23 protein-coding genes and 4 pseudogenes are annotated in these 25,791 nt (G+C 65.8%); 15 read left to right on the top strand and 12 right to left on the bottom strand.

Annotation, left to right across the window (positions count from 1 at the left end):
• Positions 1 to 586 precede the first annotated feature (586 nt).
• Positions 587 to 1,630 (top strand): IS630 family transposase, encoded by a 1,044-nt coding sequence (locus NV1_RS35775; protein WP_084526310.1) that lies wholly within the window; start codon positions 587 to 589, stop codon positions 1,628 to 1,630.
• Between the two features lie 143 nt (positions 1,631 to 1,773).
• On the opposite strand, the gene NV1_RS35770 is transcribed toward NV1_RS35775, so the two are convergent.
• Positions 1,774 to 2,964: a cytochrome P450 gene (locus tag NV1_RS35770; protein ID WP_067901986.1), complete on the bottom strand. Its 1,191-nt coding sequence runs from the start codon at positions 2,962 to 2,964 to the stop codon at positions 1,774 to 1,776.
• A gap of 665 nt (positions 2,965 to 3,629) precedes the next feature.
• Positions 3,630 to 3,929 carry a DUF1330 domain-containing protein gene (locus tag NV1_RS35765; protein ID WP_067901985.1) on the bottom strand — a complete coding sequence of 100 codons (300 nt, stop codon included), beginning with the start codon at positions 3,927 to 3,929 and terminating at the stop codon, positions 3,630 to 3,632.
• A gap of 208 nt (positions 3,930 to 4,137) precedes the next feature.
• On the opposite strand from NV1_RS35765, the gene NV1_RS35760 reads away from it, so the two are divergent.
• The 3 genes from NV1_RS35760 to NV1_RS35750 all read left to right on the top strand — a co-directional run bounded on the left by NV1_RS35760 (position 4,138) and on the right by NV1_RS35750 (position 7,505).
• Positions 4,138 to 4,500 (top strand): transposase, encoded by a 363-nt coding sequence (locus NV1_RS35760; protein ID WP_218027313.1) that lies wholly within the window; start codon positions 4,138 to 4,140, stop codon positions 4,498 to 4,500.
• A gap of 527 nt (positions 4,501 to 5,027) precedes the next feature.
• Entirely contained in the window at positions 5,028 to 6,479 is a 1,452-nt protein-coding gene (gene ltrA / locus NV1_RS35755; protein WP_067901984.1) for a group II intron reverse transcriptase/maturase, read from the top strand.
• 3 nt (positions 6,480 to 6,482) lie between these two features.
• Positions 6,483 to 7,505, top strand: coding sequence for an IS3 family transposase (locus NV1_RS35750; RefSeq protein WP_373864693.1), 1,023 nt, complete (start codon positions 6,483 to 6,485; stop codon positions 7,503 to 7,505).
• A 149-nt stretch (positions 7,506 to 7,654) separates the two neighbouring features.
• Here NV1_RS35750 and NV1_RS35745 read toward each other — a convergent pair whose 3' ends face one another.
• On the bottom strand, positions 7,655 to 8,401 hold the full coding sequence (locus tag NV1_RS35745; RefSeq protein ID WP_169813490.1) for a CocE/NonD family hydrolase: 747 nt from the start codon (positions 8,399 to 8,401) through the stop codon (positions 7,655 to 7,657).
• 345 nt (positions 8,402 to 8,746) lie between these two features.
• Between NV1_RS35745 and NV1_RS35740 the strand changes: the two genes are divergently transcribed.
• Together NV1_RS35740 and NV1_RS35735 are read left to right on the top strand one after the other, a co-directional pair.
• Positions 8,747 to 8,956, top strand: a complete 210-nt coding sequence (locus NV1_RS35740) for a helix-turn-helix transcriptional regulator (protein ID WP_067902031.1) — start codon at positions 8,747 to 8,749, stop codon at positions 8,954 to 8,956.
• A 97-nt stretch (positions 8,957 to 9,053) separates the two neighbouring features.
• Complete coding sequence (locus tag NV1_RS35735; RefSeq protein WP_218027312.1) at positions 9,054 to 9,332, top strand: hypothetical protein; 279 nt, start codon at positions 9,054 to 9,056, stop codon at positions 9,330 to 9,332.
• A gap of 116 nt (positions 9,333 to 9,448) precedes the next feature.
• On the opposite strand, the gene NV1_RS35730 is transcribed toward NV1_RS35735, so the two are convergent.
• The 5 genes and pseudogenes from NV1_RS35730 to NV1_RS35710 all read right to left on the bottom strand — a co-directional run bounded on the left by NV1_RS35730 (position 9,449) and on the right by NV1_RS35710 (position 13,457).
• Entirely contained in the window at positions 9,449 to 9,631 is a 183-nt protein-coding gene (locus NV1_RS35730; RefSeq protein ID WP_067901979.1) for a hypothetical protein, read from the bottom strand.
• Between the two features lie 31 nt (positions 9,632 to 9,662).
• Positions 9,663 to 10,346, bottom strand: coding sequence for an ATP-binding protein (locus NV1_RS35725; RefSeq protein WP_067901978.1), 684 nt, complete (start codon positions 10,344 to 10,346; stop codon positions 9,663 to 9,665).
• A pseudogene (gene istA / locus NV1_RS35720) lies at positions 10,343 to 11,954 on the bottom strand (IS21 family transposase). Before istA ends, NV1_RS35725 begins: the two are co-directional and overlap by 4 nt.
• 82 nt (positions 11,955 to 12,036) lie before the next feature.
• Positions 12,037 to 12,657: a CocE/NonD family hydrolase gene (locus tag NV1_RS35715; protein ID WP_157117593.1), complete on the bottom strand. Its 621-nt coding sequence runs from the start codon at positions 12,655 to 12,657 to the stop codon at positions 12,037 to 12,039.
• Between the two features lie 149 nt (positions 12,658 to 12,806).
• A complete protein-coding gene (locus NV1_RS35710; RefSeq protein WP_067901973.1) occupies positions 12,807 to 13,457 on the bottom strand; it encodes a TetR/AcrR family transcriptional regulator in 651 nt (216 codons plus the stop codon).
• 121 nt (positions 13,458 to 13,578) lie between these two features.
• Here NV1_RS35710 and NV1_RS42795 point away from each other — a divergent pair, with 121 nt between their 5' ends.
• A complete protein-coding gene (locus NV1_RS42795) occupies positions 13,579 to 13,929 on the top strand; it encodes an AMP-binding protein (RefSeq protein WP_169813489.1) in 351 nt (116 codons plus the stop codon).
• Positions 13,905 to 14,333: an enoyl-CoA hydratase/isomerase family protein gene (locus NV1_RS47070; protein WP_373864694.1), complete on the top strand. Its 429-nt coding sequence runs from the start codon at positions 13,905 to 13,907 to the stop codon at positions 14,331 to 14,333. Before NV1_RS42795 ends, NV1_RS47070 begins: the two co-directional genes overlap by 25 nt.
• A gap of 26 nt (positions 14,334 to 14,359) precedes the next feature.
• Here the strand turns inward: NV1_RS47070 and NV1_RS47065 are convergent.
• A pseudogene (locus tag NV1_RS47065) lies at positions 14,360 to 14,524 on the bottom strand (helix-turn-helix domain-containing protein); the annotation flags it as partial.
• Between the two features lie 1,410 nt (positions 14,525 to 15,934).
• Between NV1_RS47065 and NV1_RS35700 the strand changes: the two are divergent.
• The 6 genes and pseudogenes from NV1_RS35700 to NV1_RS47060 all read left to right on the top strand — a co-directional run.
• Positions 15,935 to 16,338, top strand: a pseudogene (locus tag NV1_RS35700) (pyruvate dehydrogenase); the annotation flags it as partial.
• Between the two features lie 316 nt (positions 16,339 to 16,654).
• Positions 16,655 to 17,608 (top strand): fumarylacetoacetate hydrolase family protein, encoded by a 954-nt coding sequence (locus NV1_RS35695; protein WP_067902029.1) that lies wholly within the window; start codon positions 16,655 to 16,657, stop codon positions 17,606 to 17,608.
• An 18-nt stretch (positions 17,609 to 17,626) separates the two neighbouring features.
• Complete coding sequence (locus NV1_RS35690; RefSeq protein WP_067901967.1) at positions 17,627 to 18,268, top strand: VOC family protein; 642 nt, start codon at positions 17,627 to 17,629, stop codon at positions 18,266 to 18,268.
• 3 nt (positions 18,269 to 18,271) lie between these two features.
• Entirely contained in the window at positions 18,272 to 20,194 is a 1,923-nt protein-coding gene (locus NV1_RS35685) for an FAD-dependent monooxygenase (RefSeq protein ID WP_067901966.1), read from the top strand.
• A gap of 294 nt (positions 20,195 to 20,488) precedes the next feature.
• A complete protein-coding gene (locus tag NV1_RS35680) occupies positions 20,489 to 21,298 on the top strand; it encodes an SDR family oxidoreductase (RefSeq protein ID WP_067901964.1) in 810 nt (269 codons plus the stop codon).
• A gap of 153 nt (positions 21,299 to 21,451) precedes the next feature.
• Entirely contained in the window at positions 21,452 to 21,784 is a 333-nt protein-coding gene (locus NV1_RS47060) for an alcohol dehydrogenase catalytic domain-containing protein (RefSeq protein ID WP_373864692.1), read from the top strand.
• Positions 21,785 to 22,196: 412 nt separating this feature from the next.
• Here the strand turns inward: NV1_RS47060 and NV1_RS35675 are convergent, their stop codons facing one another.
• The 3 genes and pseudogenes from NV1_RS35675 to NV1_RS35665 form a co-directional block, all read right to left on the bottom strand.
• A complete protein-coding gene (locus NV1_RS35675) occupies positions 22,197 to 23,105 on the bottom strand; it encodes an SDR family NAD(P)-dependent oxidoreductase (RefSeq protein WP_067901962.1) in 909 nt (302 codons plus the stop codon).
• A gap of 108 nt (positions 23,106 to 23,213) precedes the next feature.
• A pseudogene (locus NV1_RS46100) lies at positions 23,214 to 23,960 on the bottom strand (SDR family NAD(P)-dependent oxidoreductase).
• A gap of 51 nt (positions 23,961 to 24,011) precedes the next feature.
• Positions 24,012 to 24,878 (bottom strand): SDR family NAD(P)-dependent oxidoreductase, encoded by an 867-nt coding sequence (locus NV1_RS35665; protein ID WP_067901959.1) that lies wholly within the window; start codon positions 24,876 to 24,878, stop codon positions 24,012 to 24,014.
• A gap of 210 nt (positions 24,879 to 25,088) precedes the next feature.
• Between NV1_RS35665 and NV1_RS35660 the strand changes: the two genes are divergently transcribed.
• Positions 25,089 to 25,772, top strand: a complete 684-nt coding sequence (locus NV1_RS35660; RefSeq protein ID WP_067901957.1) for a TetR/AcrR family transcriptional regulator — start codon at positions 25,089 to 25,091, stop codon at positions 25,770 to 25,772.
• Positions 25,773 to 25,791 lie beyond the last annotated feature (19 nt).

Here is a 25,791-nt window from a genome sequence, read left to right as displayed (position 1 = left end):
ACTAATCGTTTGTAGTGCTTGATAATCCGCTCAGCGTCGGTTGAGCGGATCCTGAAATGTCCCGGGGAGCGAACACATGAAAGCGGAAATCACCGGCCGACGCCGTCGGCCCAACGGGACATCAGCCGTATCCCGCCGTCGGTTACACCGAGCGGCACGAAGCGGTCTCCTCAGGTGGCGGCGTGCGCTGACCGCACTGCCGGCCAAGGTCCACACCGTGCACCGCGACGGCTGCGTCTCGCACCGACGCACACCGTTCGCCGACCTGCGACACGATGCGGGCTGGACCGATCGGCCTCGGGCTCGTCGAACGGCTGATCCGGGCGCGCCTGATCGTGACGCGCGCCTACCGCGCTGACCTGGTTCACGACATCCTGCTGCGGCGGAAGGTATCCAGCCCAAGTATCCGACATATTGGACATCGCATCGGCGAGAGCCGCCTGGTTCTTGGTCACGGTGTCCGAACCGGACAGCAAATTCACGCCGATGCCCGCCGAAACACCTTATTGACATAGATCTTAACGTTTGCGGGTTTGTGGGTGTGCCGGTGTTCGAGTAAATCCGTTGTGTGGGTGATGATCTCAGGATGGGCATGCGCAGACTCTCTCCTGGTCAGCAGGAGGCGTTGCGGATGCGGGTGGTCGGGGCGTTGCGGGATGGGAAGGGATGGGATGGGATGACCGCCGCGGAGGCGGTGCGGGCGTTCGGGGTGTCGGAGAACTCGATCCGGAATTGGAAGGCCCGCTACGCCTTTGGTGGTGTGGAGGGTTTGGAGTCGCGGCGACCGGGACGCAAGGTCGGTGAGCAGCGCAAACTTTCGCCGGATGAGGAGCAGGCGTTGATCGAGGCGATCATCGCCCACGAGCCTGATCAGCTGGATCTGGATGGGAAGTTGTGGACCTGCCGCAAGGTCGCCGAACTCACGCGGCGGCATTTCGGGGTGTCGTTCACCGAGCGGGGGATGGCAAAACTGTTGCGGCGCAGGGGATTGTCGTTCCAGCGTCCCGATCGAAGGGCGATCGAGGCGAACCCTGAGGCGATGGCCGAATGGGTGCAGACCACATATCCGGCGCTGGCGAAACGGGCGAAGAACGAGGGTGCGGTGATCCTGTTCGCCGATCAGGTCGGGGTGCGACCCGATCATCTCTCAGGTGCGACCTGGGGTCGTGTAGGCCAGACACCAACGGTGGCGCGGACGGGAAAACGGTTCTCACTCAACGCGATGTCGGCGATCTCCCCGCGTGGGGAGATGCGGTTCACGGTGTTCGCCGGCGGGTTCGACACCACCGAGTTCCTCACCTTCTGCAAGCGCCTCATCACCGGGTACGACACCAAAATCCATCTGGTCGTCGACGGGCATCCTGCCCACCGCTCGAAGGCGACCAAGAAATGGATGACCGACCACGCCGACGAGATCGAGTTGCACTACCTACCCGCTTACGCTCCGCATCTGAACCCGGACGAACTGGTCAACGCCGACCTCAAACGCACCCTCGCCGACAAGACCCTCGTCAACCGCGACCAGATGGACCTGGCGGTGCGGTCGTTCTTCCGGCGCGTCCAGAAGCTGCCCCAGCGCATCCGCGCGTACTTTCAAGCCCCGCATACAATTTACGCTTCAACCGTTTAGTTCGAGGTCAATAATTCTCGACTTCACTGCTGAAGAAAGCGATGCGCGACGCTGGAGCGAAATCCGCATTGCCCTCGATAGTAGACCCCACCCAGGCTATCTCTTGACCGTCGCCGATAGAAAACCTCAACAACCTGCCGCGGTCAAGCTCGATGAACCCGCTCGGCACATTCTGGTATCGCCTGCGACGGGGTCAGCAGAGCCGAGAATTTCGTGGGTACTGTTTCCGGGCTCGGTAGTCGAAACTCGAACCGAGTGTGCAGTTGGTGCGTGGCGGCCAGTATTGCGCTGGTTCCCAGATTGGACCCGGGGCAGACACGGGTACCGGATCCGAACGGCAGGTAGGCGTGACGACTGTGCGGTACCGCACCGGACAACCACCGATCCGGCGCGAAGATCTCGGGATCGTCCCACAACCGAGGATCGCGATGGAGCAGGTAGGGGCAGAGGATGACCTCGCATCCGCGTGGGAGCCGATGGCCACCGAGTTCGATGCTGTGCGTCGTTGTCCGGGACAGAATCCACTGCGGCGGATGCAGTCGCAGCGTTTCACGCACCACGGCCATCGTGTAGGTGAGTCGGTTGGAATCGACCGTGCCGAACAGCGATTCACTCAGCTCGTCGACTACCCGTTCCCGCATTTCGGTGCAGTCGGCCATGCGGAGCAGTAGCCAGGACAGCGCCACTCCTGGAACACCCGGTGAGGCGAACAGTGCCATGCGGAGGGCGGGGACTATCCGGTCCTGCGGTGGGGCGCCGAGTTCGGCCGAGGTCAGTAGTGCGTCGAGCAGGTCGCGCGGAGCCGGAGGGCGTGGTTGGTCCAGGCGCCGCGCGACACACTCGGTAAGCAGTTGCACCAACCGCTGGTTGGCCGAACTCGCAGCGCCCGCAAAGGGTCTGGGCCACCAGCGAACCCGGGACTCGGAGAGATCGACAGCACGCAATGAGTTACTGAACAGGCCCTCCGCCGCATCCCGGATCGCCTCGACGATCTCTTGCGAACTGTCGTCGCCGCCCAGGCAGAGATCGGCGATACAGCGTCCGGTGATCGTCCGGCAGATATCCACGAGTTCGGTTCGCGTAGGTCCGAGTTCGACCGGCATCCATCGTGAACTCCGCTGCACGTGGGCGGCAACGAGGTCCTGACTGAACGCGCGCTGCAAATCGCGCCGGGTCCGCATCAAGAACGGTAGAGCGGCCATCTGCCGACGCCGAGTCCGGAGCCCGGCCAGACTTGCCGAATCGATGGAGTAATGCTCGTTGGTCTCGACCATTACGCGGTGCACCAGATCCGGTTCGAACACTGCGACGACACCGCGGGCGAGCCAGGCCATATCGGCGTGCTCGTTTCGCGCCGACCGAGCCAGGCGATCGGATTACGTCGATAGGCGACCAGATCGCCGACGATACCGTGCACAGTGATCCCTCGAACGGGTGACGTGTATGCCTATTTCACGATCGGCGGATACTGCACACAGTCGTTGTACAGGTAGGCCCGGCCGACTCGCGCGCGGCGTACACGAGACATGAGAACGGATATGTAGTCGATCATTGTTGAAACCTCCGTTATGAATTCCAGTGGACACCGGGATTCTTCTGAAGAAACGGATTCGCAGCAAGGAGAAACAGCTTTTCGCAGACTGCCGGGCAGGTTGTCGCGCATAAAAGTCCGTCCGATCCGGACAGCGGCCGGACCTACGTGTAAGCGTGCGCTGACAAAGATTACGCGCGTCTATGCAACCACGCTTTCGAGCCGCAAATTAGGTCTCGCGGTTCTGGCCGTGAGCGACACCGCAGACAGCGGCTGGTGGCCGCGCAACGGATCTTCGCGATTGCTGCGCCTGCGTGGGAATTTCACTGGTGGCGGTGTCGGGCGGAATTCACGTGGTCGACGGCGGGCGTTCTTCGCACGGCAGGGCGAGGCTGTCACCGGTGAGCAGCGTGCATCATCACGGCCTCGTCGGCCACCGACACGACCGAAGCACCGGGTCGAGGACGATCAGCTGGGCGGCAATCCTTCCGCGAACAGTAGCCGCCGGTCGAGAGCTTGTTCCCGAATTTGCAGGGCCACAGCGTATTCGGGTGAGGTATACCACTCACGCAGCTGTTCGGAGGTGGGGAACTCGACGATGACGAGGCGTCGCTGATCGTCCCAGGCGCCCTCGGGAACTCCCGGTATGGTTCCGCGAACCAGATAGCGGCCGCCGTATCGGGCGATCGATGTGGCTGCCAGGTCTCGATAGCGTTGTGCGAGTGTCTCGTCGGGGACTCGAACCTCGGAGATCACGTAGGCCGTCATGGCTTCATTATGCAAACGATCCGACGTGCTGCGATCTGCACGGCCAGCGGGGCTCAGCGCCATTTACCCGATTCGCCCACTGTTGTCCGGCGGCGCGCTTATTCTCGAACTATCTCGGCCGAACGCTCGAAAACCATCCGATTTCGAACGAGGAGGCACATGTGATTCCCCTCGTACCGTGGAGGCCTGATCATTGAGGAAAGGCCTGATGGCGGAGAAGAGACGTAAGTTCGATCGGGACTTCCGTGAGGGAGCGGTCCGGATCGTGCATGAGACCGGGCGTCCGATCGCGCAGGTGGCCCGGGAGTTGGGCATTCACGAGGGCACTCTTGCCAACTGGGTGGCCCGCGACTGGCAGCGCCACGCGGGCGCGGATGGTGGCCGGCTGAACGAGTCCGAACGTGAGGAGCTGCTGCGGTTGCGGCGCGAGAACGCCGAGATCGCGATGGAGCGCGACGTGCTCAAGCGATCAGTGGTCCTGTGGGTGAAGGAGGCGGAGCGCCGTGATGCGCTGTTCTACCGAGTGGAGGTGAAAGACCTGCACCGCCTGGTCGTCGCAGCGGCTGGGTGAAGCTGGGGGCAGCCGGATCCGGGAGACGCCGGGGAAGGCGGCAAGCAGCCCCGACAACGACGGGACGGTCCGGCACTGCCAGACGGATCGGGCCCGGCAAGCAAGACGGGAAGGTGTACGCGAGGAACCAGCGGCTGGACGCCCCTCAAGTCAACCCACCAGCTCCAATCTGGCGGATATGGGCTGGGCAGCGACGCGCACCCGCCGATTTCGGCGGGGAACTCCTGGGCCGGATCGCTTCTCCGGTCGGGAGGCCGTGGTGAAGGCCTGCGGCGTAACCATCGGCGATGTCGCAGGGGCATAGCTGGACACCTCACCTGTCGATCGGTGAACAGTGAACACGGGAACCACCCCGTTGATCCCTCCTCGACCCGGAATCCGTTCGGGCGGAAGGGAAAGCGCGTCGTCGGCTGATGTCGGCGGGGTGGGGCGGAGGAGTCGTAGTAGTCCGAGGCCGGGAGAGCCGGTCACATGGCGAAGGACTCCAGCGGGTTCGCGGCAAGTAGAGCAGACTGTGGAGGTCACTTGTGAATTCGAGTGCGCTGTGGCCCGATCCGGAAACGGCGGAGCTGCGGGTACGCAGGATGCAGCGCAAGCTGCACCATTGGGCGGTCGATGATTCCGGCCGTCGGTTCGATGATGTGTTCAACCTCGTCTACGATCCCGCGTTTCTCACTGTGGCGTGGGAGCGGGTCCGGACGAACAAGGGTGCCCGCTCGGCCGGTGCGGATGGGATCGCCCCGCGATCCCTCGACCCGGAGGATGCGGCCGGTATGCTTCGAGAACTCCGCACGGCGATCAAGGAGCGCCGGTTCCGGCCGGATCCGGTGCGGGAGGTGATGATCCCGAAGGCCAATGGCAAGCTGCGCCGGCTGGGTATCGCCACCGTAGCCGATCGGGTGGTGCAGGCGTCGCTGAAGTTGGTGCTGGAACCGATTTTCGAGGCGGACTTCCGTCCGTGCAGTTACGGTTTCCGGCCACGCAGGCGCGCTCAGGACGCGATCGCCGAGATCCACTACCTCGCCAGCGGCTCACGGGCCTATCACTGGGTGTTCGAGGCAGATATCACGGCATGCTTCGACGAAATTTCGCATCCGGCACTCGTGGATCGGATGCGCGGCAGAGTCGGAGACAAAGGCGTACTATCCCTGGTGAGATCGTTCCTGAAAGCGGGAATCCTTTCCAAGGATCTCACTTTCCGGAGCAATTTCACCGGTGCCCCGCAGGGCGGAATCCTATCGCCGCTGCTCAGCAATATCGCCTTGGCCGTTCTCGATGAGCATTTCGCTGCGAAATGGGAAGCGCTCGGTTCGAGACATATGCGCACACGGTATCGCTCGGCCGGTGGTCCCACAATGAAAATTATCCGTTACGCGGATGATTTCGTCGTGATGGTCCATGGCAGCCGGGCCGATGCCGAGGCGCTGTGGGACGAGGTCGCAGCGGTCCTCGCGCCGATGGGCCTGCGCCTGTCGGTCGAGAAGAGCAGGGTCTGCCATATCGATGACGGGCTGAATTTCCTGGGCTTCCGGATCCAGCGGAAGGTCAAACCGGGAACGTCGAAGAAATATGTCTACACCTGGCCGTCGAAGAAGGCGCTCGCGTCGATCGTCGGCAAGGTCAGAATGTTGACGCGTCGTCGCAGACATCGAACACTCGCCGATTTGTTGCACCATCTCAACCCTGTACTTCGGGGATGGTGTGACTATTTCCGGCACGGGGTGTCCAAACGCACCTTCAGCTACCTCGGCTACTACACGTGGTGGAAAGTGGTGACATGGATGCGTAAACGGCACCACGGGCTGGGCTGGGGTGTATTCCGCCGCCGATTCCTGCCTGACTGGCAGATCAACGACGGCACAGCGACGCTGTTCCGGCCGGACACGGTGGAAGTCACGCGTTACCGCTACCGGGGCGCGAAGATCGATACCCCTTGGGCGTGGCGGAAACCGGAATCAGTAACTGCGGCAATGGCATAACCCGTGGAGAGCCCGTTGCGTCGTAAGGCGCACGGCGGGTTCGGAAGGCGGATCGGGGAGACGGGCCAGCGGAAATGCTGGCACCGCGCCCCGGTCCGACCCCTACACCAAGTGAGCGTGGCCCGGTTCATCGCCTCCCAGAGGAGCGAACACGGTGTCCCGCATGCCGTTTGCTGCCGCGCCCTGAGTGTGAGCGAGTCGTGGTTCTACAAGTGGCACGACCGGGCGCCCACGCCCCGGCGCCAGCGCCGTGAGGAGCTGACCGAGGCGATCCGGGTGGTGTTCGAAGCCTCCGGTGCCACCTATGGCAGTCCCCGTATCGGTGATGAGCTGCGCGAGCAGGGCTGGCAGGTGTCCGACAACACCATCGCCGCGATCATGGCCGAAAACGGCTGGGCCGCACGGAAAGTCAAACACAGACGCGGCTGCACCAAGCCCGGGAAACGCCCCGTGGCCCCGGATCTGGTGCGCCGCCAGTTCACCGCGGTGGCCCCGGACGTGTTGTGGTGCGGAGATGTGACCGAAATACCGGCGGAGGAGGGAAAACTGTATCTGGCGACCGTGGAGGAACGGTTCTCCGGCCGACTGCTCGGCTACGCCACCAGCGCCCATCACGACGCCGAATTGACCTGTGCCACCCTGAGAATGGCAGTCGCCACTCGTGGTGGCGACGTCGACGGGGTGATCTTCCATTCCGACAGGGGTAGCGAATACACCGCCGCGGCGTTCAACCAGCTCTGCAGGGCTGCGGGCGTGATGCAGTCCATGGGCCGGGTCGGATCGGCCCTGGATAACAGCCCCGCCGAGGCATTCAACTCCACCCTGAAAGTCGAGTTCGTGCACCGGCAACGGTTCCGCACCCGCGCTGAGGCCCGGTTGAAGATCGTCACCTGGATCACCGGGTTCTACAACCCGGCCCGGCGGCACTCGCTCTGCGGCGGGATGTCACCGGTCGACTACGAAACCCACATGGCCGCCGTCCGCGCGGAGGCCGCCGCGACCTGGTCACGAGACAAGGCCGCATAAACGAACCCTCCACACTTCGAGGGGATTGACAGGGACCGAACCATCCCGATCCGAACACACCGCACGCGACCGGAGACAGCAAAGCCAACCATGCGGCTACGTCTGATGGACACCTGCCCTCGGCGCATACCCGCGACATGCTGCACCCTTCATAGCTGGTAATCGGCTTCAATCACCAACTGCCCCACCGAAAATCGCAGGTCAGACCCGTTCCCATGTTCACAGTGCCCCGCCGGGGGCACCAACCTGCGACACCGATTTCGCAGGTCAGGGCGATTTGCCACGAAACCGGGATGACCTGGACCTAGAAAATCCCAGGTCAGCTGCGGTCCCCCAAGTGCGTCATGGGGCACACTGAACATGGGAACGGGAACGAACTGCGGTTCGTAACTCTCCGGGGAGTTCGTACCGGTATGCGAGTCAGCCTCGGAAGGTGCAGACGTCGACAGCATGCCGTCGCGGTGTAGATAGAACTCCGTCGGCACTGCCCGGCTCAGCGGCCACTCCCCTTCGTGACGCCACTGGTTGATACCCATGACGAAGATGTCCACGCCCGACGTCGGCTGCGTCGCAGTCGCCGATTGGCCGAGAACCTCATCGAACCAGTCGAGTTGCACGCCGACCATGGTTCCGTCAGAACCCGGGGCCAGCCAACCGAGGCCGTAGTTGACGTCTCCGACATGACCTGGTGTCGTGGTGTTGGCGCTCTGGTGTTCCCAGGGGCCGACGATCAGCCGGCTCGGTAGGCCCTCGTTCCTGACGCCGACGTAGTTGTCGAGCGATCCCTGCAAGAACACGTCGAACCAGCCTGCGACGTTGAGCGACGGAACCGTCACCTCGCCGTACCGGCCGGCCACCCGCGCCGCATCCACGCTTTCTGGGGTCGCGAAGACCACGTTCGGTGCCGATGTCCGGCTGTCCGGTGCGCGCAATGGCCGGCGCAGCGCCCGAGGGCAGCTCCCAGTACGTCCGCTCTACAGCGTGGTCGAGGTCGTCGACTGTCGCCGCGAGCTTTGCATAGAGTTCGTCTGGCTAGGGCGGTGAATGTCGACGTCGTTTGTCGGTGAATTCTGATGTCGGTGGGCGGCTTCGGGTTCGTGGTCTATCGGTGGAAAGTGACGTCGTGTGTCCGGGGTGTCGTGGCGTGTCGTCGGCGCGCGGCATTCTGACGACCGCGAGCTTGTTCGACCCTATGGAAAGTTCGCTTGACACCCAACTGGATTGTAAAGCACGCTTTCCATGTGAGGAACAGGGTCAGGGAACTGCGGTCGGCTGGGGGACTCTCCCAGGAGCGGCTCGGTGCGGCGGTCGGCGTCTCGCGGCAGACGATCAATGCTATTGAGGCCGAACGGTATACGCCGTCCCTGCCGCTGGCCTTGGCCCTGGCCAGATTCTTCGAGACCAGCGTGGAGGAGATGTTCGATGTCGATGAGAGCTCAGCACACGAATAGAAGACCGGTCAGGTGGTCCATACCAGCGCTCTTCCTTGGCGTTGGTGGCATCTGCCTTGCTGCCGCAGCTGCCGGCGGCCGGGTCGGGGTCGGGCTCGTGGTGTTCGGCGTGCTGGCGGTATGCAGTCTCGCGCTGCTGGTGCTCGCATACCGCAGCACGACCTACCGCGACCTCACCGAGGAACCCGACGAGCGCTCTGCCTCGATCAGCATGCGCGCCTGGGCCGTGGTCGGCGTGATGCTGACCCTGGGCAATGTGGGTGCGTTCATCGGTGACCTCGCCTCCGGACGCAGCGGTGATCCCTACTGCTGGTTGGTGATAACCGCCGGAATCCTCTATGTCGCCTTCGTCGCTGTCGGGCACCGACACAGCTGACGGCCGAATCACCGTCGAGCGCTCGGTGCAAGGCTGGTCAGGGCGGGCATATCGGTGAATCGTGACGTCGCTGGGTGCCCGATGATCACGGTTTTATCGGTGAATTCCGGTGTCGTTCAAGGTTGCAGGTGGTGTTCGCCGTCGTCTCCGCCGAGCAGGAAGATGAACCGGCCGAAGTCGGCGCAGAGGTCGTCGGCGCTGGAGCCGGGTTCGGTGAATCCGTCAGTTGCAGCGATCGGGTCGTGGCCGGGCCAGTCACGCGGGGTATTCCGGGAGCTCGGAGAGTTCGACCGCGTCATCGACGCTGATCCTTGTGTAGGGCAATGGTGTTCAGCTCTTGTTGCCTCTGGCGCGGGCGAGCCGGTAGGAGTCGGAGCCGGTTTCGATGATGTGCCCGCCAAAGGTCAGTCGATCGACTATCGCCGCGCAGAGCCGCGGGTCGGTGAAGGTTTTCGTCCAGCCGGAGAAAGACTCGTTGGACGCGATCGCCACACTGTTCTTCTCCTCGCGCTCGGTCAATACCTGGAACAACAGCTCCGCGCCGCGGCGGTCGAGTTCCATATATCCGAGTTCATCGATGCAGAGCAGGTCGACGCGACCGTAGCGGGCGATGGTCTTGGTGAGGACCTTGTCGTCGGCGGCCTCGACCAGCTCGTTGACCAGTTTCGCGGCGAGGGTGTATTTCACCCGGAACCCGGCCATCGCGGCCTCGGTGCCCAGGGCGATCAGCAGATGGGACTTGCCGGTGCCGGAGTCACCGATCAGACACAGCGGCAGGCCGGTGCGGATCCGGCGCTCGCTGCGTCTGCGGGCGCGGTCGTCACACTCGGCCAGCAGCAGCTCGGCCAGAAACGCCCGGTAGGTCATCTGCTCTTTGGTCGCGGCGTCGGCGATGTCGCCGAACTGGGCGCGGATGGTGGGCAGTCGCAGCATGCGGCAGGCTTGGTCGACCGAGGCGTCGGCGGCCTGCTCGGTCATGCCGTGCCGGCGCGGTGTGCTGGTCGTGGTGGTCATGGGCTGGTGGTTCCTTCCGTGGCGGACGTGCGGCGAAGAAGCTGGTCGTAGACGGCCACCGACGGTGGCGGGCGGCGGTCCGGCGGCAACTGGGCCAGGCGACGTTGTGTCAGCGACGGCACCGGGTCCGGGATGTCCAGCTCCACCACCGGTGTCGTCGGGGTGAGGTCGGCGATCTTGCGGGCCTCCAACGCGACCGCGTCCGCGGTAAGTGCGCCGGCTCGCAGGGCAGCGGCCAGCCCTGCGACAACGTGGTCGTGTGTCAGATGCCGGTGCAGCAGAAGCACTTCGATCAACGCGCCCGGGTGCCGTCGCGGTCGCCGTGGGTGGCGCGGGCCGCGGCCCACCACGCGTCGTGGACGGGGGTGAACTTGCCCGCCGCACGGGCTTGCTCGAGCGCGGTAGCACCCGGTAGTGCGCCGGGTTTGCGCAGCAGCCCTTCCAGGTAGTGATCCAGTTCCAGGCGGGACTGGCCGCGGCCCAGCAGCCGTTCGTGGCGGGCGATCTCGGTGCGGCCGTCGTAAACGCCAACTCGTTGGCGTGCAACAGCACTCGCACTTGACGGCCGATGAGCCGGCTCGGGACCGAGTAGCGATTGGTGCGCACGGTGATCTGGGCGTAACGGTCGACCCGCGGGGTGAACCAGCGGCCGGTCTCGAGCTCCTCGAACGGCAGCGGTTTGAGCAACGGCTTCTCCACCGCGAAGTGCTCACCGATCGACCGCGGGCGAGCGCCGATGCGGCGGGCATCATCGCCGCTGTCCCAGGCATCGATCAGAGCATTGAGTTCCTGGATCGAAGCGATCTCCGGCACGGGGACAAGATGATTACGCCGGAACCACCCGATCTGCCCCTCGACGCCGCCCTTCTCGTGCGCGCCGTCGATGCCGGGCTGGCAGTAGAACGGTTCGAGGTTGTAGTGCGACCGGAACGCCGTCCAACGGTCGGTCTCCTCGCGCAGCCGGGCGAAACCGATCACCCGTGCCACGGCCGCACGCAGGTTGTCGTAGCGGACCTTGCCGAACGGCACCCCACCCAGCACCGCGAACGCGTGGGCGTGGCCCTCGAAGAACGCTTCCTGCCCGCCGGACAGGAGGCAGCGGTGAACAGCCTTGCCCGAGAACGACATCCGGAATGCGAACAGATACACCTGCACCAACTCGCCGCGCAGCCGCACCGTCACGTCACCGAAATCGACCTCGGCTTCCTCACCCGGGCGATGCGACTGCGTGATGAACACCTGCGCCGGGCCGCGACCGGCCTCGATCCGGATCTGCGGTTTGCGAACCGCGACACAGTCCCGCAGCGTCTGATACCCCACATCGGTCAGGCCGCACTCGTCGATCAACCGCTCATAGATCCGCTTGATCGTGTGCCGCTGCTTGCGCGGAGCATCCAGATCCGCCCGCAGGACCTCATCAACGAACGGTTTGAACGGATCCAGCTTCGAGGCCCGCCGCGGATACGGCTTACGTTCGGCCGGCCACACCCCATCGACCGCTGCCCGCACCGTCCGCCATCCCACCCCGTACTTGGTTTCGAGCTGACGACCCGACATCCCCGCGCGGGAGTCCCGCCGGATAGCGGCATACAACTCGACCTTCGACATCCGAGACAACGACGACTCTCCTGGCGCGGACCTGCGAAACACGAGAAGCCTTCCACCGCAAGCAAGATCACGCCGTCAGAATTCACCGATACGAACATCCGCCCAGCACAGGCGACGTCAAGAACCACCGACAAACGACGTCACAGAACACCGATCTAGCCAGTTCGTCCATGCTCGCGGCTGTCTTGGGGAACTGGCCCAGCGCTTGGGCCAAAGCCCACCAGACACTCAGCCCGAACTCGAGCGCGCCGCCCCGGTAGAAGATCCCGTCAGCGGGCTCGCTCCAGGTCGTCTGAGGGGCGATGGCGACGAGCTGCCGCGGGCGCGTAGCCGCCGCGGCCCACTGGGTGTTGCCCAGATAGCTTCCGCCGAAAATCCCGACGCGACCGTTGCTGCCGGGGATCGACGCCGCCCACTCGACGGTGTCGTATCCATCCGTTGGCTCATGAGCCCATGGCAGCCATTCGCCGTCGGACTCGAACCTGCCCCGGACGTCCTGGAGAACGACGATGTACCCACGTTGAACTGCCCTCATCACGTCGATGAGGGCACCGGCGATGGCGGGCGTCCGCTTGTTGTAGGGGCTGCGAGTGAGCACCACGGGCCACGGCCCCTCCCACGCCGGCCGGAACACATCTGCGCGCAGGATCACTCCATCTCGCATTGTCACCGGTACATCGAATTCCATTGTTCCGCTGCTCATGTCAACCTCGTATGGAGAGTGAAGGGACGAGGTGAGGACGCACATTCGCGTGGCTCACGATGCAGACGGCACCAGTTCGGGTACTAACGATAGTAAAAACGTACCCAGTTGTGCTTGCCCCCGTCAGAGGTTGATGGCGCGTGAGGCGGTCAGACCCCCGGTAGCGGGCCTGGCGGCGGTTGGCGCAACAGCCCGTTGAGTAGAAGCTGCGCCAGCTCGGCGAAGGCGTCAGCAGCCGACAAACCGGTTTTATCGAGGAGGGCACCCGACTGGACGGCGTCGATAGCCAAAGCGACCAGCTGCGCGGCGAAGGCGCCGTCACGCGCTCCGAAGACCCCGGATTCGATGCCGTCGTCGATCAACTCGCGTACCCGCCGCGCTGCGCGATCGGTGTTGCGGCGATAGATCTCAGCAGTGGGCTCAAACGCCATCATGTCGGCGTAGAAGGCGCGTGAATTGCGCCGCATCGCCTTCGCGACACCGCCGAGGTAGGTGGTGATCCTGTCGCGCGGGTCATCGACCGCCGAAACGTCCTGCTCGATCGAGGCAGCCGACGAGCCAAAAAAGTTCTTGGTCGCCAGAACCACGATCTGCTCTTTTGTCGAAGCGACGCTGTAGAGCGTGGCCTTGGAACAATGCAGGCGTTCGGTGAGCTCCGCCATCGTCACCGACATGAACCCCTCGACGAGGAAAATGTCCTCGATTCGGGCGAGGAGGTTATCGCGACGTGCACTATCGACTTTGCGTCGGCGTGGCGTGGCGACCGATGCGGCACGGCGTGGTGTCGGCGTGGCAGGCATGTCCTGCAGTTTCCCACACATCGTTTCCCCCGACCGGTCAGTGACCGGCTTCGCAAGTGCACCTCCATAGGGTACCTTTATGGGTACTATTGTAGTGCATGACGTACCCGAGGAGGGTCCAATGACACCCGATGTCAACTCGCGTGCTCTCGCTATCCTGGAGACGTTCGCGGCCAGCGACGCCGATATCGCCTCGTTGCTGTGCGACCAGCACCCCGCCGAACGTCTCGCATTGACTGTGGTGGCTCCCGACCGTTCGCGGCGCACCTACACATATGCAGACCTTGCCAGGTCGTCAGCACAGCTCGCTGGATACCTACGCGAGCGCGGGGTTAAACGCGGTGATCGGGTAGCCACAGTCATGGGTAAGAGCGCTGACCTCGTCAGCGTCATACTCGGAATCTGGCGGGTCGGCGCCGTCTATGTGCCCCTGTTCACCGCGACGTCGTGGTGGCCACCGACACCGCACTGATCGGCGACGGACACATCCGCAACAACCTGATGCCGGCCGGCGGCGCCAGTGTTCGCCTCACACGCAAGGTAGGTGAGTCCATGGCGCGGTGGCTCGCACTCTCCGGCTCTTTGCTCACCCCGCGGGAACTCGCCGCTACAGGCTGGATCCACGCCGTGGTGCCCGACGAGCACCTGGCCGACACCGCGATGCAGGTCGCTACCACGCTCGCGGCCCACCACGGGCCGGCGCAATCGCGGTACAAGAAGCTACTCAACGACACATCGTCGATGACCATCCCCGATGGTCTGCAGGCCGAACTCGACGAGTTCGAGAACCACTGGCAAACAAGCGATGTCCCCTCCGCGCTCAAACTTTTCCTCGAACGCAGCACCTCCACCCACCAATCTTCATCGTCGAACTGAGGATCACATGAACCGCGCTGCACGCGGTAGGCAACGGTGTTGCGGGCGACATGCAGCAACGCCGCCGCCTCGACCAGGCTGCGTCCCACATCGAGATAACATTTGAGCGTGGCCCGCACCGCCGCGACCTGCTCCCCGGGATCGGCGAGACCACCGAGTTCGCGGCGCACGAACTCACGCGCCCGCTCCATGTCACTGCTCAGCATCGCCACCACGTCGAGGTCCTGATAATCGAACACCCCCCGCGCGACCACTGAGATCGTGGCCACGCGCTCGGCCTGGAGAGCCTGCCGGTGACTGGAGACGAACCCGGCCACCCCGAACCGGGCAGCCCCATCGCGACGCGGACCCCGGCCGGTGGGCGCGGCCACGACGCCTCCGGCCGCGGCGGCACTGCGCTGACCTGCGCCCCGTGCCCACACCCGGCGGCCACCGACCGGCACGATCAACGTCCTCGTGCACGCGCACGCCGCCAGCACCGCCGCCGCGACCTCTTCCAGCCGGTGCGCCCCGATCCTCGTGTAGTCATCGGTCCACACCACCAGCGCCAGATGACGCCGTACCAGGTCATAGCCCAGGCTGCGCGCGGCCCGATCCAGCGGAACGTGCCCACCGCGCAAGATCTCTCGCAACACCTCCCGGCGCAGCGCCGCCGAACTGGCCAGCCACGCATCATGGGCGCGCCCGTACTCGCGGGCCATCGCCTCGCTGAGCCGTTCGGTGATATCGAACAACACCGCGTTGACCCGCCGCATCTGCGCGAACCGCTCACTCGCCGGAACCAGCTGTTCAGCCGCGTCGAGAACCCGCTGCACCGCCAGCGCGTGAGCCACCCGGATGCTGCGCAGCATATGCTCCACCCCCACACCGCAGCTGACCACCTCCGCGGGCCCCAGCAGCACCTCCGGTACGGCAGCCACACGGAAATCCTTCTCATCCGCCAATGCCGCAGTAGCGTGCAACGCCACAGCTTCCCCACCCACCCGCACCATATCCACGATGCCGTGCACACCCAGCTCAGGCACCTCGGCCACGATCCGGTCGGCGATCGCGCCCCCAGCTCCACCGCCCACCCCGCCGGACCCGCGCCGAGCCGCACCGTCAACTCCTCTACCGTCGCCGCGGGCAGCACCGAATCCGCCAGCCCACCCTCCTCATGCGGTCGGAGCAGCCGGATCCAACCACCCACCCCAGCAGAACTCATCGCCACCACACCCCGGACACCAGGCCAGGACAGCGCCGGCCTGCCCGACGTCGGACACCGACGATCGACGTGACGCCGCGAGGCCGCATCAGCCAGCCGGTGTGCTCCCAGCGACCGGATCCCCGGCGTGAGAGAGAGCGCCGGTGTCTTCCTTGTCCCACCGCCCCGGTTTGGACTCGGGTCCAAGCAATGGGTACGGGTTTGTATCGGAGGCCAAGCCCGTGGGCGGGGTCCGGCGCTTCGATAGAGGTGTTCGTTATCCGTGTCACCGGTGCTGTTGTGGCGACGTCGCCGGGCGTTGATATTTCGGGGGTTCCCGTTGACTGCGCTGGTGTCCGCTGCGCCCGTCGAGGTGCTCGAGCGCATCGAGCGGCGTGTGTTGTGGCTCTCGGTAGCGATGATCAACCACGCCAACCGGTACGAGAGAACCCGTCGGGGCTCAAGGTCGGCGGGCATCAGGCGTCGATGGTGTCGATCATGACCGCGTTCTGGTTCGAGCTGCTCACTGCCGCGGATCAGGTGTCGGTGAAGCCGCACGCCTCGCCGGTGCTTCATGCGATCAACTATCTGCTCGGCCAGCTCGACGAGTCGACACTGACGACGTTGCGGGCTTTCGGCGGATTGCAGAGCTATCCAAGCCGCAGCAAGGATCATGATCCGTTGGATTATTCGACCGGTTCGGTCGGGCTGGGGGCGACGGCGCCGGTGTGGGGTGCGCTGGCACGCCGCTACGTCGAGCATCATTTCGGTGCGGGCGGGACCGGCCGCCAGTATGCGCTGATCGGCGACGCCGAACTCGACGCGGCTGGACGCGATGAGCAATCCGGAGTATCAGCGGCTGCTGCGGTTGCCCGCAGCCGGGCTGCGCAAGCGGCTGCCCGGCTCCGGTGCGGGTGCCGACGCGATCGGCGCACTGCTCGACGGAGTCCGCACAGGCTCGCGTTCCTGGCCCCCGTGCACGGGGTGCCGGCGTCACCGAGTTCGGCCAATCCGGTGATCTGGCCGCGGTGTATCGCCACCACGGCATCGACACCGACGCGATCGTGCGCGCCGCCCTCGATCTGGTGCCCGCGCCGTGAACACTCTCTTGTCCCCCAACGCCTGTGAGGAGTCCATCATGATCACGCATCTGATCCGCTATCGCGTCGGCGACGCCGTGGAGTGGGGAGTGATCACCGACGCGAAGATCACCCCGCTGCAGGGCAGCTATCCCAGCACCGCCGCACTCGTCACGACCGGCGAGCAGGATTGGCGCGCGGCTCGGGACCGGGCACCGGTCCACCGGCTCGACGCGGTCACGGTGCTCTCGCCGATCACGACACCGTGCCGGGTGATCTGCCAGGGCGCCAACTACCGTCAGCACGCGATCGAGTCGGGCATGGATCCCGACGCCCGCGCGTTCAACCTGTTCTTCGACAAGACCGACGCCGCGGTCACCGGCGCGCACGACCCGGTCACCCGGCCGGCGCATGTGCGGCTGCTGGATTTCGAGATCGAACTCGCCCTGGTCATCGGACGCCGGATCGATGCACCGGTCACGATCACCGACGCGGACCTGCCCGACTACGTGTTCGCGGTCACCATCGCCAATGATCTGTCGGCCCGCGATGTCCAGTTGCCGCAGGGACAGTTCCTCAAAGGCAAAAGCTACCGCGGGTTCTGTCCGCTGGGCCCGTACCTGGCCGTCCTGGAGCCAGTGGATGTCCTGCTGCTGGACAACCTGGAGCTGCGGCTCGAGGTCAACGGCGGGCTCCGTCAGCACGACACCACCGCCCACATGCTCTACCGGCCCGCGGAAACCCTGACCGAGTTGAGCCAGTTCTGCAATCTGAGCCCCGGCGACGTCGTGCTCACCGGCACACCGCATGGTTGCACCGCCACCACACCGCCCGCGCTGATCCGACGCCTGGCGACCGCGCTGCTGCCCGAGGACCGGCTGTGGTCGCTGTTCATCCGCCAGAACCTCCGCAAACCCTATCTCGCGCCCGGCGACCTGATCACCGCGTCGATCCGCCACGAAGGCGGATTGCTGGATCTGGGCACCCAGCGCACCCCGATCACCGCCCCGTGACCCGCTGGAAGGCTTCCCATGACACCTGTTTCCGACCCCGCCGCCCGCGGCAGCGATCCCGTCGCGGTCCCCGACCTGCTGGCGCATTGGGTGGTGAAAACCGCGCGCGCACCGCAGATGATTGCCTGGTACCGCACCGTGTTCGGTGCCCGGGTGGTGCACGAGGACCACCGGATCGCGTTTTTGACCTGGGATGACGAGAGTCACCGGCTGGCGCTTGTCAAAGTACCGACGCTACTGCGGTATCTGCTGCCGCTGGCCAGGTTCCGCCGCAAATTCTACGGCGTGGACCACCTCGCGTTCACCTTCTCGTCGGTGGACCGGCTGCTGAGCACCTACGAGCGGCTCGCCCTCCACGGCATCACCCCCGTGTGGTCGATCAATCACGGCCCGACGACCTCGCTGTATTACGAGGACCCCGACGGGATCCGCCTCGAATTCCAGGTCGAGAACTTCGAGACCGCGACCGCGACCGCCGACTACTTCGCCAGTTCCGCGTTCGCCGCCAACCCGATCGGTGTCGAGGTCGACCCGGACTACCTGCTGCAGCGGCTGCGCCGCGGCGAGCCGGAGGCGTCACTGCTGGCACCGGGGGCGGGAACCCGCCCGGGAACGACACCGCGCGCGAACACCCGCGCCATCACCTGGAGGACGCTGTAGCCGATGATCACCCGCCCTGTCGTCATCATCGGAGCCGGCGCCACCGGATCGACACTGGCGTTGCTGCTGGCCCGCTACGGGGTGCCCAGCACCGTGCTCGAACGCCGCAGCGACCCGCTGCTGCATCCGGCCGCGCACGTGATCAACGCCCGCTCGCTCGAGATCTGGCAGCATACCGACCCGCGCCTGGCCGCCCGCATCGCCGCCCTGGCACCCCCCATCGAACAGGTCAACATCATCCGCTGGTGCGGCGACCCGGCCGGGCCCCCACTCGGGCAGATCGACCTGCTGTCGCGACCGGACTGGACCGCGCAGGTGCGCAGCCACAGCCCGTTCCTGCTGTCCCACATCGGCCAGCACCAGCTGATGCCCGTGCTGTGGGACGCCCTGGACCGCGAACCACTCGTCGACTTCCGCCGCGCCACCGTCGCCGAGCAGGTCGACCCGACCCAGAGCCGCGCCGTGGTCACAGCCCGCCCGGCCGGACCGGCGAATTCGACCGAGACGATGTATGCCCGCTTCGCCGTCGCCGCCGACGGCGCCAACAGCAGCGTGCGCGAGCAGGCGGGCATCGGCATGGACGGCCCGGTGCTGGCCAACATGGGCAGCGTGTTCTTCCACGCCCCCGGCCTGTTTCCGACAGGAACCGAGCGGCCACTGCTGAGCTGGATCTACCGGCCCGGATTCTGCGGGGTGATGATCGCCCACGCCGACGACGACTACATCCTGATGACCGTCTACCTGCACCCCGCCCAGCAGGTCGCGCGCGAGCCCCGCGCCTACTGGGAGCGCATGCTGCCCGCTGTACTCGGAACCGGCGTACCGGTCCGAATCCGCTCCACCGGCACCTGGACGATGACCTCGCAGATGGCGTCGCGGTTCCGCGGCGGCGCGCTGCTGTTGGCCGGCGACGCCGCGCACCGGTTCCCCCACACCGGCGGCTTCGGGCTCAACAGCGGCGTCCAGGACGCCCACAACCTGGCCTGGAAACTCGCCGCGATCTTCCACGACGGCGCCCACGAGGACCTGCTGGACACCTACGACACCGAACGGCGGCCCGTGGTCGCCCGCTTCGCCGAGCAGAGCGTGAGCAATCACTTTCTGCTCGACAAGGTCACCCGCCCCCTCGGCGTCACCAACCGGGCTGTGCAGCAGGCCACCGCCGCTCTGGCCCGCCCGCCGCTGGCATGGCTGCCGGACCGGCTGCTGGCACCGCTCTGCGACCGGCTCACCGACATACAGACCGCCCGCACCGCCGTCGCGGCACCCGGTCATCGCCGCGCCGGGCGCGTCCGGGCCCAGATCGCAGCCCAGATCCCCGGCCAGCTCGAGCATTTCATCGCCACCGGCCTGGAATTCGGCTACCTCTACTGCAGCCCGCTGATCTGCTCCGAACCCGGCACCGTACCCGTCGACGGGGACGGTGTGCTCACCTACCGGCCCACCACCTGGCCCGGCGCCCGCCTGCCCCACGCGATGATCGAAATCGAGAACGAGCCGGTGCCGATCCACGACCTGCTCGGTCCCGGCCGCCTCACCGTGTTCACCGCCGACCCCCACGCGTGGATCACCGCGCTCACCACAGACCCGCAGCCACCGCTACCGATACAGGTGATCGCCCTGCGCGCACCCGCCCCGCACGACCGCGACGCCCTGATCGCACTATACGAAATCGGCGAACACGGCGTGGTGGCAGTGCGGCCCGACGGACACGTCCTGTGGCGCAGCCGCGACCAGGCCACGATCGCGGCCCCGCAGCTGCTCGACTGGCTGCGCACCCAGTGGGGCCCGTACTGGCCCGCCAGGCACAACCACCCGCACGGCCGCGACCATCACCACCCCATGCAGACAGGCGACCAGCACGCCGCCCGCACCGTGGCGATCACCGCCGATCCCGCCCACCCGGCCACCGACACCGCACCATGACCCGCACCGCGCCAGCGATTTCCGCCACTGGCGTTTGTGACCAGCGCCCGCCACTGATCGCGGGCCGGGCCCGTCATGACGTCTGGCCGCGAGTGCGGATTCCGCAAGCAACTCGACGCGTCCCTCGCCAAGCTCGCAGTGCTGGTCAGCTGACCCGCACAGACCACAGCATGTCGACGACGCAGCGAATCCGGAGGAAATGCGGGCCTCGGCCGAAGAACGGCGGCCGTACACAAGACGCGGGAAATCGTTCCGCCCCATCGTCCATGCAGCCTCGATCGACCAAGGACAGATATGCCCACCACACGCATCGCCGTCGTCACCGGCGCCTCATCGGGGATAGGCCGGGCCACTGCCGCGGCCCTGGCCGACCACGGCTTCCGGGTGATCGGGACCAGCCGCTCCCCGGACACGATCCCAGCCACCGATCAACTGCCGGGCATCGACTACCGCCCCCTGGACCTGACCGACGACGACTCCGTCCAGCGATTCGTCTCGACGCTGGACACCGTCGATGTTCTGATCAACAACGCCGGCGAGAGCCAAGCCGGACCGCTGGCCGAACTGCCCGGTAACGCCGTGACCCGGCTGTTCCAGCTCAACGTGCTGGGCCCGATCGCACTCACTCGAGCGGTGCTGCCCGGCATGCGTGAACGCGGCACCGGGCGGGTGGTGATGGTCGGCTCTATGCTGGCCAGCTTCCCACTGCCCTACCGCTCCTCCTACGTCGCCACCAAAGCCGCACTACGCGGATTTGCCACCGCGGCACGGTTCGAGGAATCGCCCTACGGCGTCTGGCTCACCACAGTCGAACCAGGACAGGTCGATTCCGGGCTCCGCGAACGACGCACGAAATACCTCACCGACGGCTCGCCACACACCGCGGAATTCGAACGCTTCATGACAGCACTCGACCGCAAACAAGCCGCGGGCGTCGCACCGGACCGGGTCGCACGCACGATCCTCACCGCAGTCTCGGCGCCACGCCCCCGCCCGCTGTATGCCGTCGGCAGCAACGCCCCCGCCGCCTTCGCACTCCATCGCATACTCCCCCGCTACCTAATGGAACGCGTCACCGCCCGCTCCTACGGACTACACCGCTGACACACCCGGCCACCACTCACCGCACATGAGAATTCGAGACGTGCGCCCGTCGCGGCCTACGCCGTGAGGAAGGCGACCCACAGCGATGCGGTGATCATCAGCGGGGCTGTCGCCATCACTCGCAAGACCTGCGACCGATGACGTGCGGGACACATGAAGGAAACGGTCACCAGCGCGGCGGGCACCGACAGTACGGCCCCCTCTGCAGATCGTGGAGGCACCCGAGAAAATGCCAGGCCCCGGTCAGTTGTCGATCACGGTGTCGCACTGCGCAGTCGGCTTGGTCGACGTCTACCTGCGACGGGGACAGTTAAAGGAGCAACGGGCCTCCCCCAGCCGCCGTTCGTACCGGGCCTGGAGGTCGCGGGCACGGGGCGGGCTCTCGGGGAGGGCGTAGAGGGCCTCCGCATCGGTGAACCGGTGGTGACGTCGACCGCCAGCGTGACGGGGGCAACGCCGAGGTCGTGGTGGCCGACGCCGAACTGACTGCGTCTCTGGACGGTTCGCCGATCGACCTCGCGCTGGCCATGTCCGCGCTGCCCAACGCCGTCACCACGCATCTGGCGCCGACCCGTGTGGCCGCACCTCGCCAAGGGCGAATCGGTGCTGTCCACAGCGCACTGGGCAGGCTGGCGTCGGTCTTCCCGGGCATCGCCCGCGAGCTGGGTGCCTCGCACATCGTCGTACCGCCCGGACCGCCGCGTTGCCGGCGGCCGCAGCCAGTGCGCTGCCCTACGACGAGGTGGTGTCCTCCGATGACTTCCCCGACTCGTTACGTGGTGAACGTTTCGACGTCGTCATCTATGCCGTCGCGACGTCGCCGCTCACCGCGACCCCAGCGCGGCGTCGCCGAGCGCGTCGAGGCGGGCTCGGTGACGCCGGCAGCCGCGCGCCGGTGTCAGCCGATGGAGTAGCTGACTCCGGTCAGCTCCTCTGAGACCTGCCACAGGCGGCGCGCGAGTTCGGGGTCGCGGGACTGTTTGCTGGACGAGGCCAGCTTGGGGTATCCGCGTACTTCCCCGATGCCGTCCGGGCCGTAGTACTGTCCTCCCTCGACGCCCGGGTCGGTGGCAGCGCGCAGGGTCGGCAGGGCTCCCATTTCCGGGGGTTGGGTGGCGAGTCGCATCACCGCGAACTCGAGCACTTTGGGAAGGTGCCTGCCGAGCTCGGTGCTCGAGCCGCCCGGGTGGGCAGCGACGGAGATCGTCGCGGCCTGCGCGGCGGTGAGACGGCGTTGCAGTTCGTATGTGAACAGCAGGTTGGCGAGCTTCGACTGGCCATACGCCTTGACCCGGCCGTACCCCTGGTCGAGGTTGAGGTCGTCGAAGTGGATGGCGGCGCGGTTGCGGTGTCCCAGGCTACTGACCGTCACGACGCGCGATCCGGGCACGGGTAGCAACGTGTCGAGAAGCAATCCGGTCAGTGCGAAGTGGCCCAAGTGATTGGTGCCGAAGTGCAGCTCGAAGCCGTCGGAGGTGCTGCCTTTCGGCGTGTACATCACTCCTGCGTTGTTGATGAGCAGGTCGATCTGCGGGTGCGCGGCCTTGATGTCGCTGGCCGCGGTGCGCACAGACTGTAGTGATCCGAGGTCGAGTGGCTGCACTTCCACGCTGGCGCCGGGCGCTGCAGCCAGGATTCGTTCGGCTGCCTCGTTGCCCTTGACGGCGTTGCGCACCGCCATCACGACATGTGCGCCCGCGGCGGCCACTGCGGACGCGGTTTCGAAGCCCAGGCCGGCATTCGCGCCGGTGACAACGGCTGTCCTGCCGGACTGGTCGGGGATGTTCTGGGCGGTCCATTTCGGCATGGAGTTCTCCTGGATGTGGTGCGTGAACGGGCCTGGTTTCTGGCGCCGTGATCTGAGGCGGTGCGGCCGCTCGAGTACTTGCGATCTGGCCGAAGTTTCATTGCCGTGTCAGATGAGGAAGCCTCCGTCGACGGCGAGGTGGGCGCCAGTGATGTAGGCCGCGTCGTCGGAGAGCAGGAACGCGATTGCTCCCGCGATCTCCTCACCGGTGCCCATGCGGCCCATGGGGATTCCGCGGTCGACGACCTCCTGGGTTGCCTCCAGGTTGGCCTCGGTGAGTTCGGTGAGTATCACGCCGGGCTGCAGTTCGTTGATCCGGATGCCCTGCCTGCCGTATTCCGCGGCAGCCGAGCGGGTGATGCCGCGAACACCGTGCTTGGAGCCGACGTAGTCCCGCGAGAGGCCGCCGCGGTCGGCGAACACGCTGGAGACGTTGACGATCGCGCCTCCGCCGGCGGCCAGTATCGCGGGGATCTCGAACTACAGGCTGTAGAAGATGCTGGAGAAGTTGACCTCGGTGACCCGCCGCCAGTCGTCGATGGTCTGCTCGTGCAGGCTCGTCGGCATCTCACGTGAGCCTCCGGCGTTGTTGACTGCGAGGTGCAGGCCGCCGAATTCGTCGACGGTGCGTGACACCGCCTGCTCAAGGTCTTCTGGTTTCGTGACGTCTCCGGCGACGGCCAATGCGCGACCGCCCTTGGCGGAGATCTCGGCCACCACCTCGTCGAGCTTCTTTACCCTACGTCCGATCACAGTGACCGCTGCGCCCTCGCTGGCCAGGCGCAGGGCGGTGGCACGGCCTATTCCTGACCCTGCACCGGTGACCAAGGCGGTCTTTCCGTCGAATCTGTTCATGCTCATGGTTGCTCTCTTTGTCGTTCGAATCGTTGTGTGTGGTGGCGGTTGTCAGGCGTTCTCTCCGGGGAGTCGCACCGGATAGGGCTGACCGAAGTCCAGAGAGGCGCTGGCCACCTTCCAGCGGGATGCCTCGGCGATCTGGCTCAGCGAATAGTCGATCGCGTACTGAGCGGCATCGGCACCGAGCACGAAGTGCGACGGGATCTCCGCCAACTTCGCGACCCGCACGAGAGTTTCGCCGGCGCGCTGCGGGTCTCCGGCCTGGGTGATCGGGCTGCCCATGATCCCCGCGACCGCGCCGACGGTGGCCTGGTACTCCTCTGGGATCGCCTGGATGTCCATCGAGGACCCGGCCCAGTCGGTGGCGAACCCGCCGGGCTCGACGACCAGGTACTTCAGCCCCAATGGTGCTGTTTCTGCGGCCAGTACCCGCGTGAGACCGTCGACCGCGAACTTGGCTGCCTGGTACGCGCCGAGGCCCGGCGTGCTGCCCACTCGACCGCCGAGGGAAGAGAACTGGATGATCAGCCCCGCACCTTGTTTCTTCAGCACCGGCAGCGCCGCCTTCGAGACGTGGTAGACGCCCCAGAAGTTTGTGTCGAACTGCTGACGGAAGTCGTCCTCCGGCGCGGTCTCGACCGGGGCGATGTTTGCGTATCCGGCGTTGTTGACGACCACGTCAACGCGTCCGAACTTCTCGACCGCCGCATCGATCGCGGCGACGGCCTGCGCACTGTCGGTCACATCGAGCGCCACCGGGAGCACGTTGTCGCCGAACTGTTCCACGAGGTCGGACAACTGCTCGGGCCTGCGCGCCGTGGCGACGACCCGATCTCCGGCCTCGAGCGCGGCGAGGGTGAGGGCGCGACCGAAGCCGCGTGAGGAACCTGTGATGAACCATGTCTGCTGTGTCATGGCAATAGCAAAACACAGTTGCGGTAGTTACGCAACCATGTTGCGTTAAATTGAAGGCTCGACCGCTTTCGCGTTTGTGTCAGCACGCTGCATATCAAGCGCATGGAAGGATGCTCGGCGCCATGCCTTGTCGCGACAGGCGGCCACTCGGCCGAGTAGATCGCGGCAGTCACCGCCGCTTATACAACATCGTTGTGTCATACTGAGCCGATGAGCACCACGCAATTTCACCGCGCGCGCAGTCCTGAGGCGAAGAGGGAACGAGAGATCGCGATCATCGACGCTGCGCGCCGGCTGGCCACAGAACGCGGTGTCCGGGCTGTCACGTTGACCGACATCGCGGGCGAGGTGGGCATGCACAAGTCGGCGATGCTGCGCTATTTCGAGACGCGGGAGCAGATCTTCCTGCAGCTCAACGTGGAGGCTCTGCGTGAGTGGTCGGCGGCGATGCGCTCCCAGCTCGAGGTTCTGCCGGCGTGGCGGGAGTCCGATCCGGATGTGAACGGCCGGTGTGAAGCCATTGCCGCAATCATCGCGGCGAGTCTGGTCAGTCGGCCTCTGTTGTGCGATCTGACGGCCCACACACCGCTCAATCTGGAGCGGAACGTCTCACTCGAATCGGTGAGATCGTTCAAACTGGTTGCGTTGGAGGAGCTGTCGTCCATCTCGGATGCCGTGCGCGAGCTGTTGCCGTTGGATCCGACCCAGGTGGCGAACGTTCTCACCACGGCGACCAGCATGGCCGGCGCCTTGTGGCAGATGGCCGCTCTCGGCACGGAGCTGCGCAGACTCTACGAGTCCGACCCGGCGTTGAGTCACGCCGTCGTCGACGCGGGACCGCAACTGAGTCACATCCTCGCCGGCCTACTGAGGGGGTATGCCCTCGCTCGCTGAGCCGAGCGAGGGCCCCGCT

Origin of the sequence: Nocardia vaccinii NBRC 15922 (assembly GCF_001613305.1) — a bacterium.
Taxonomy (GTDB): Bacteria; Actinomycetota; Actinomycetes; order Mycobacteriales; family Mycobacteriaceae; genus Nocardia; species Nocardia vaccinii.
This window is presented reverse-complemented; position numbering and strand designations above follow the sequence as displayed.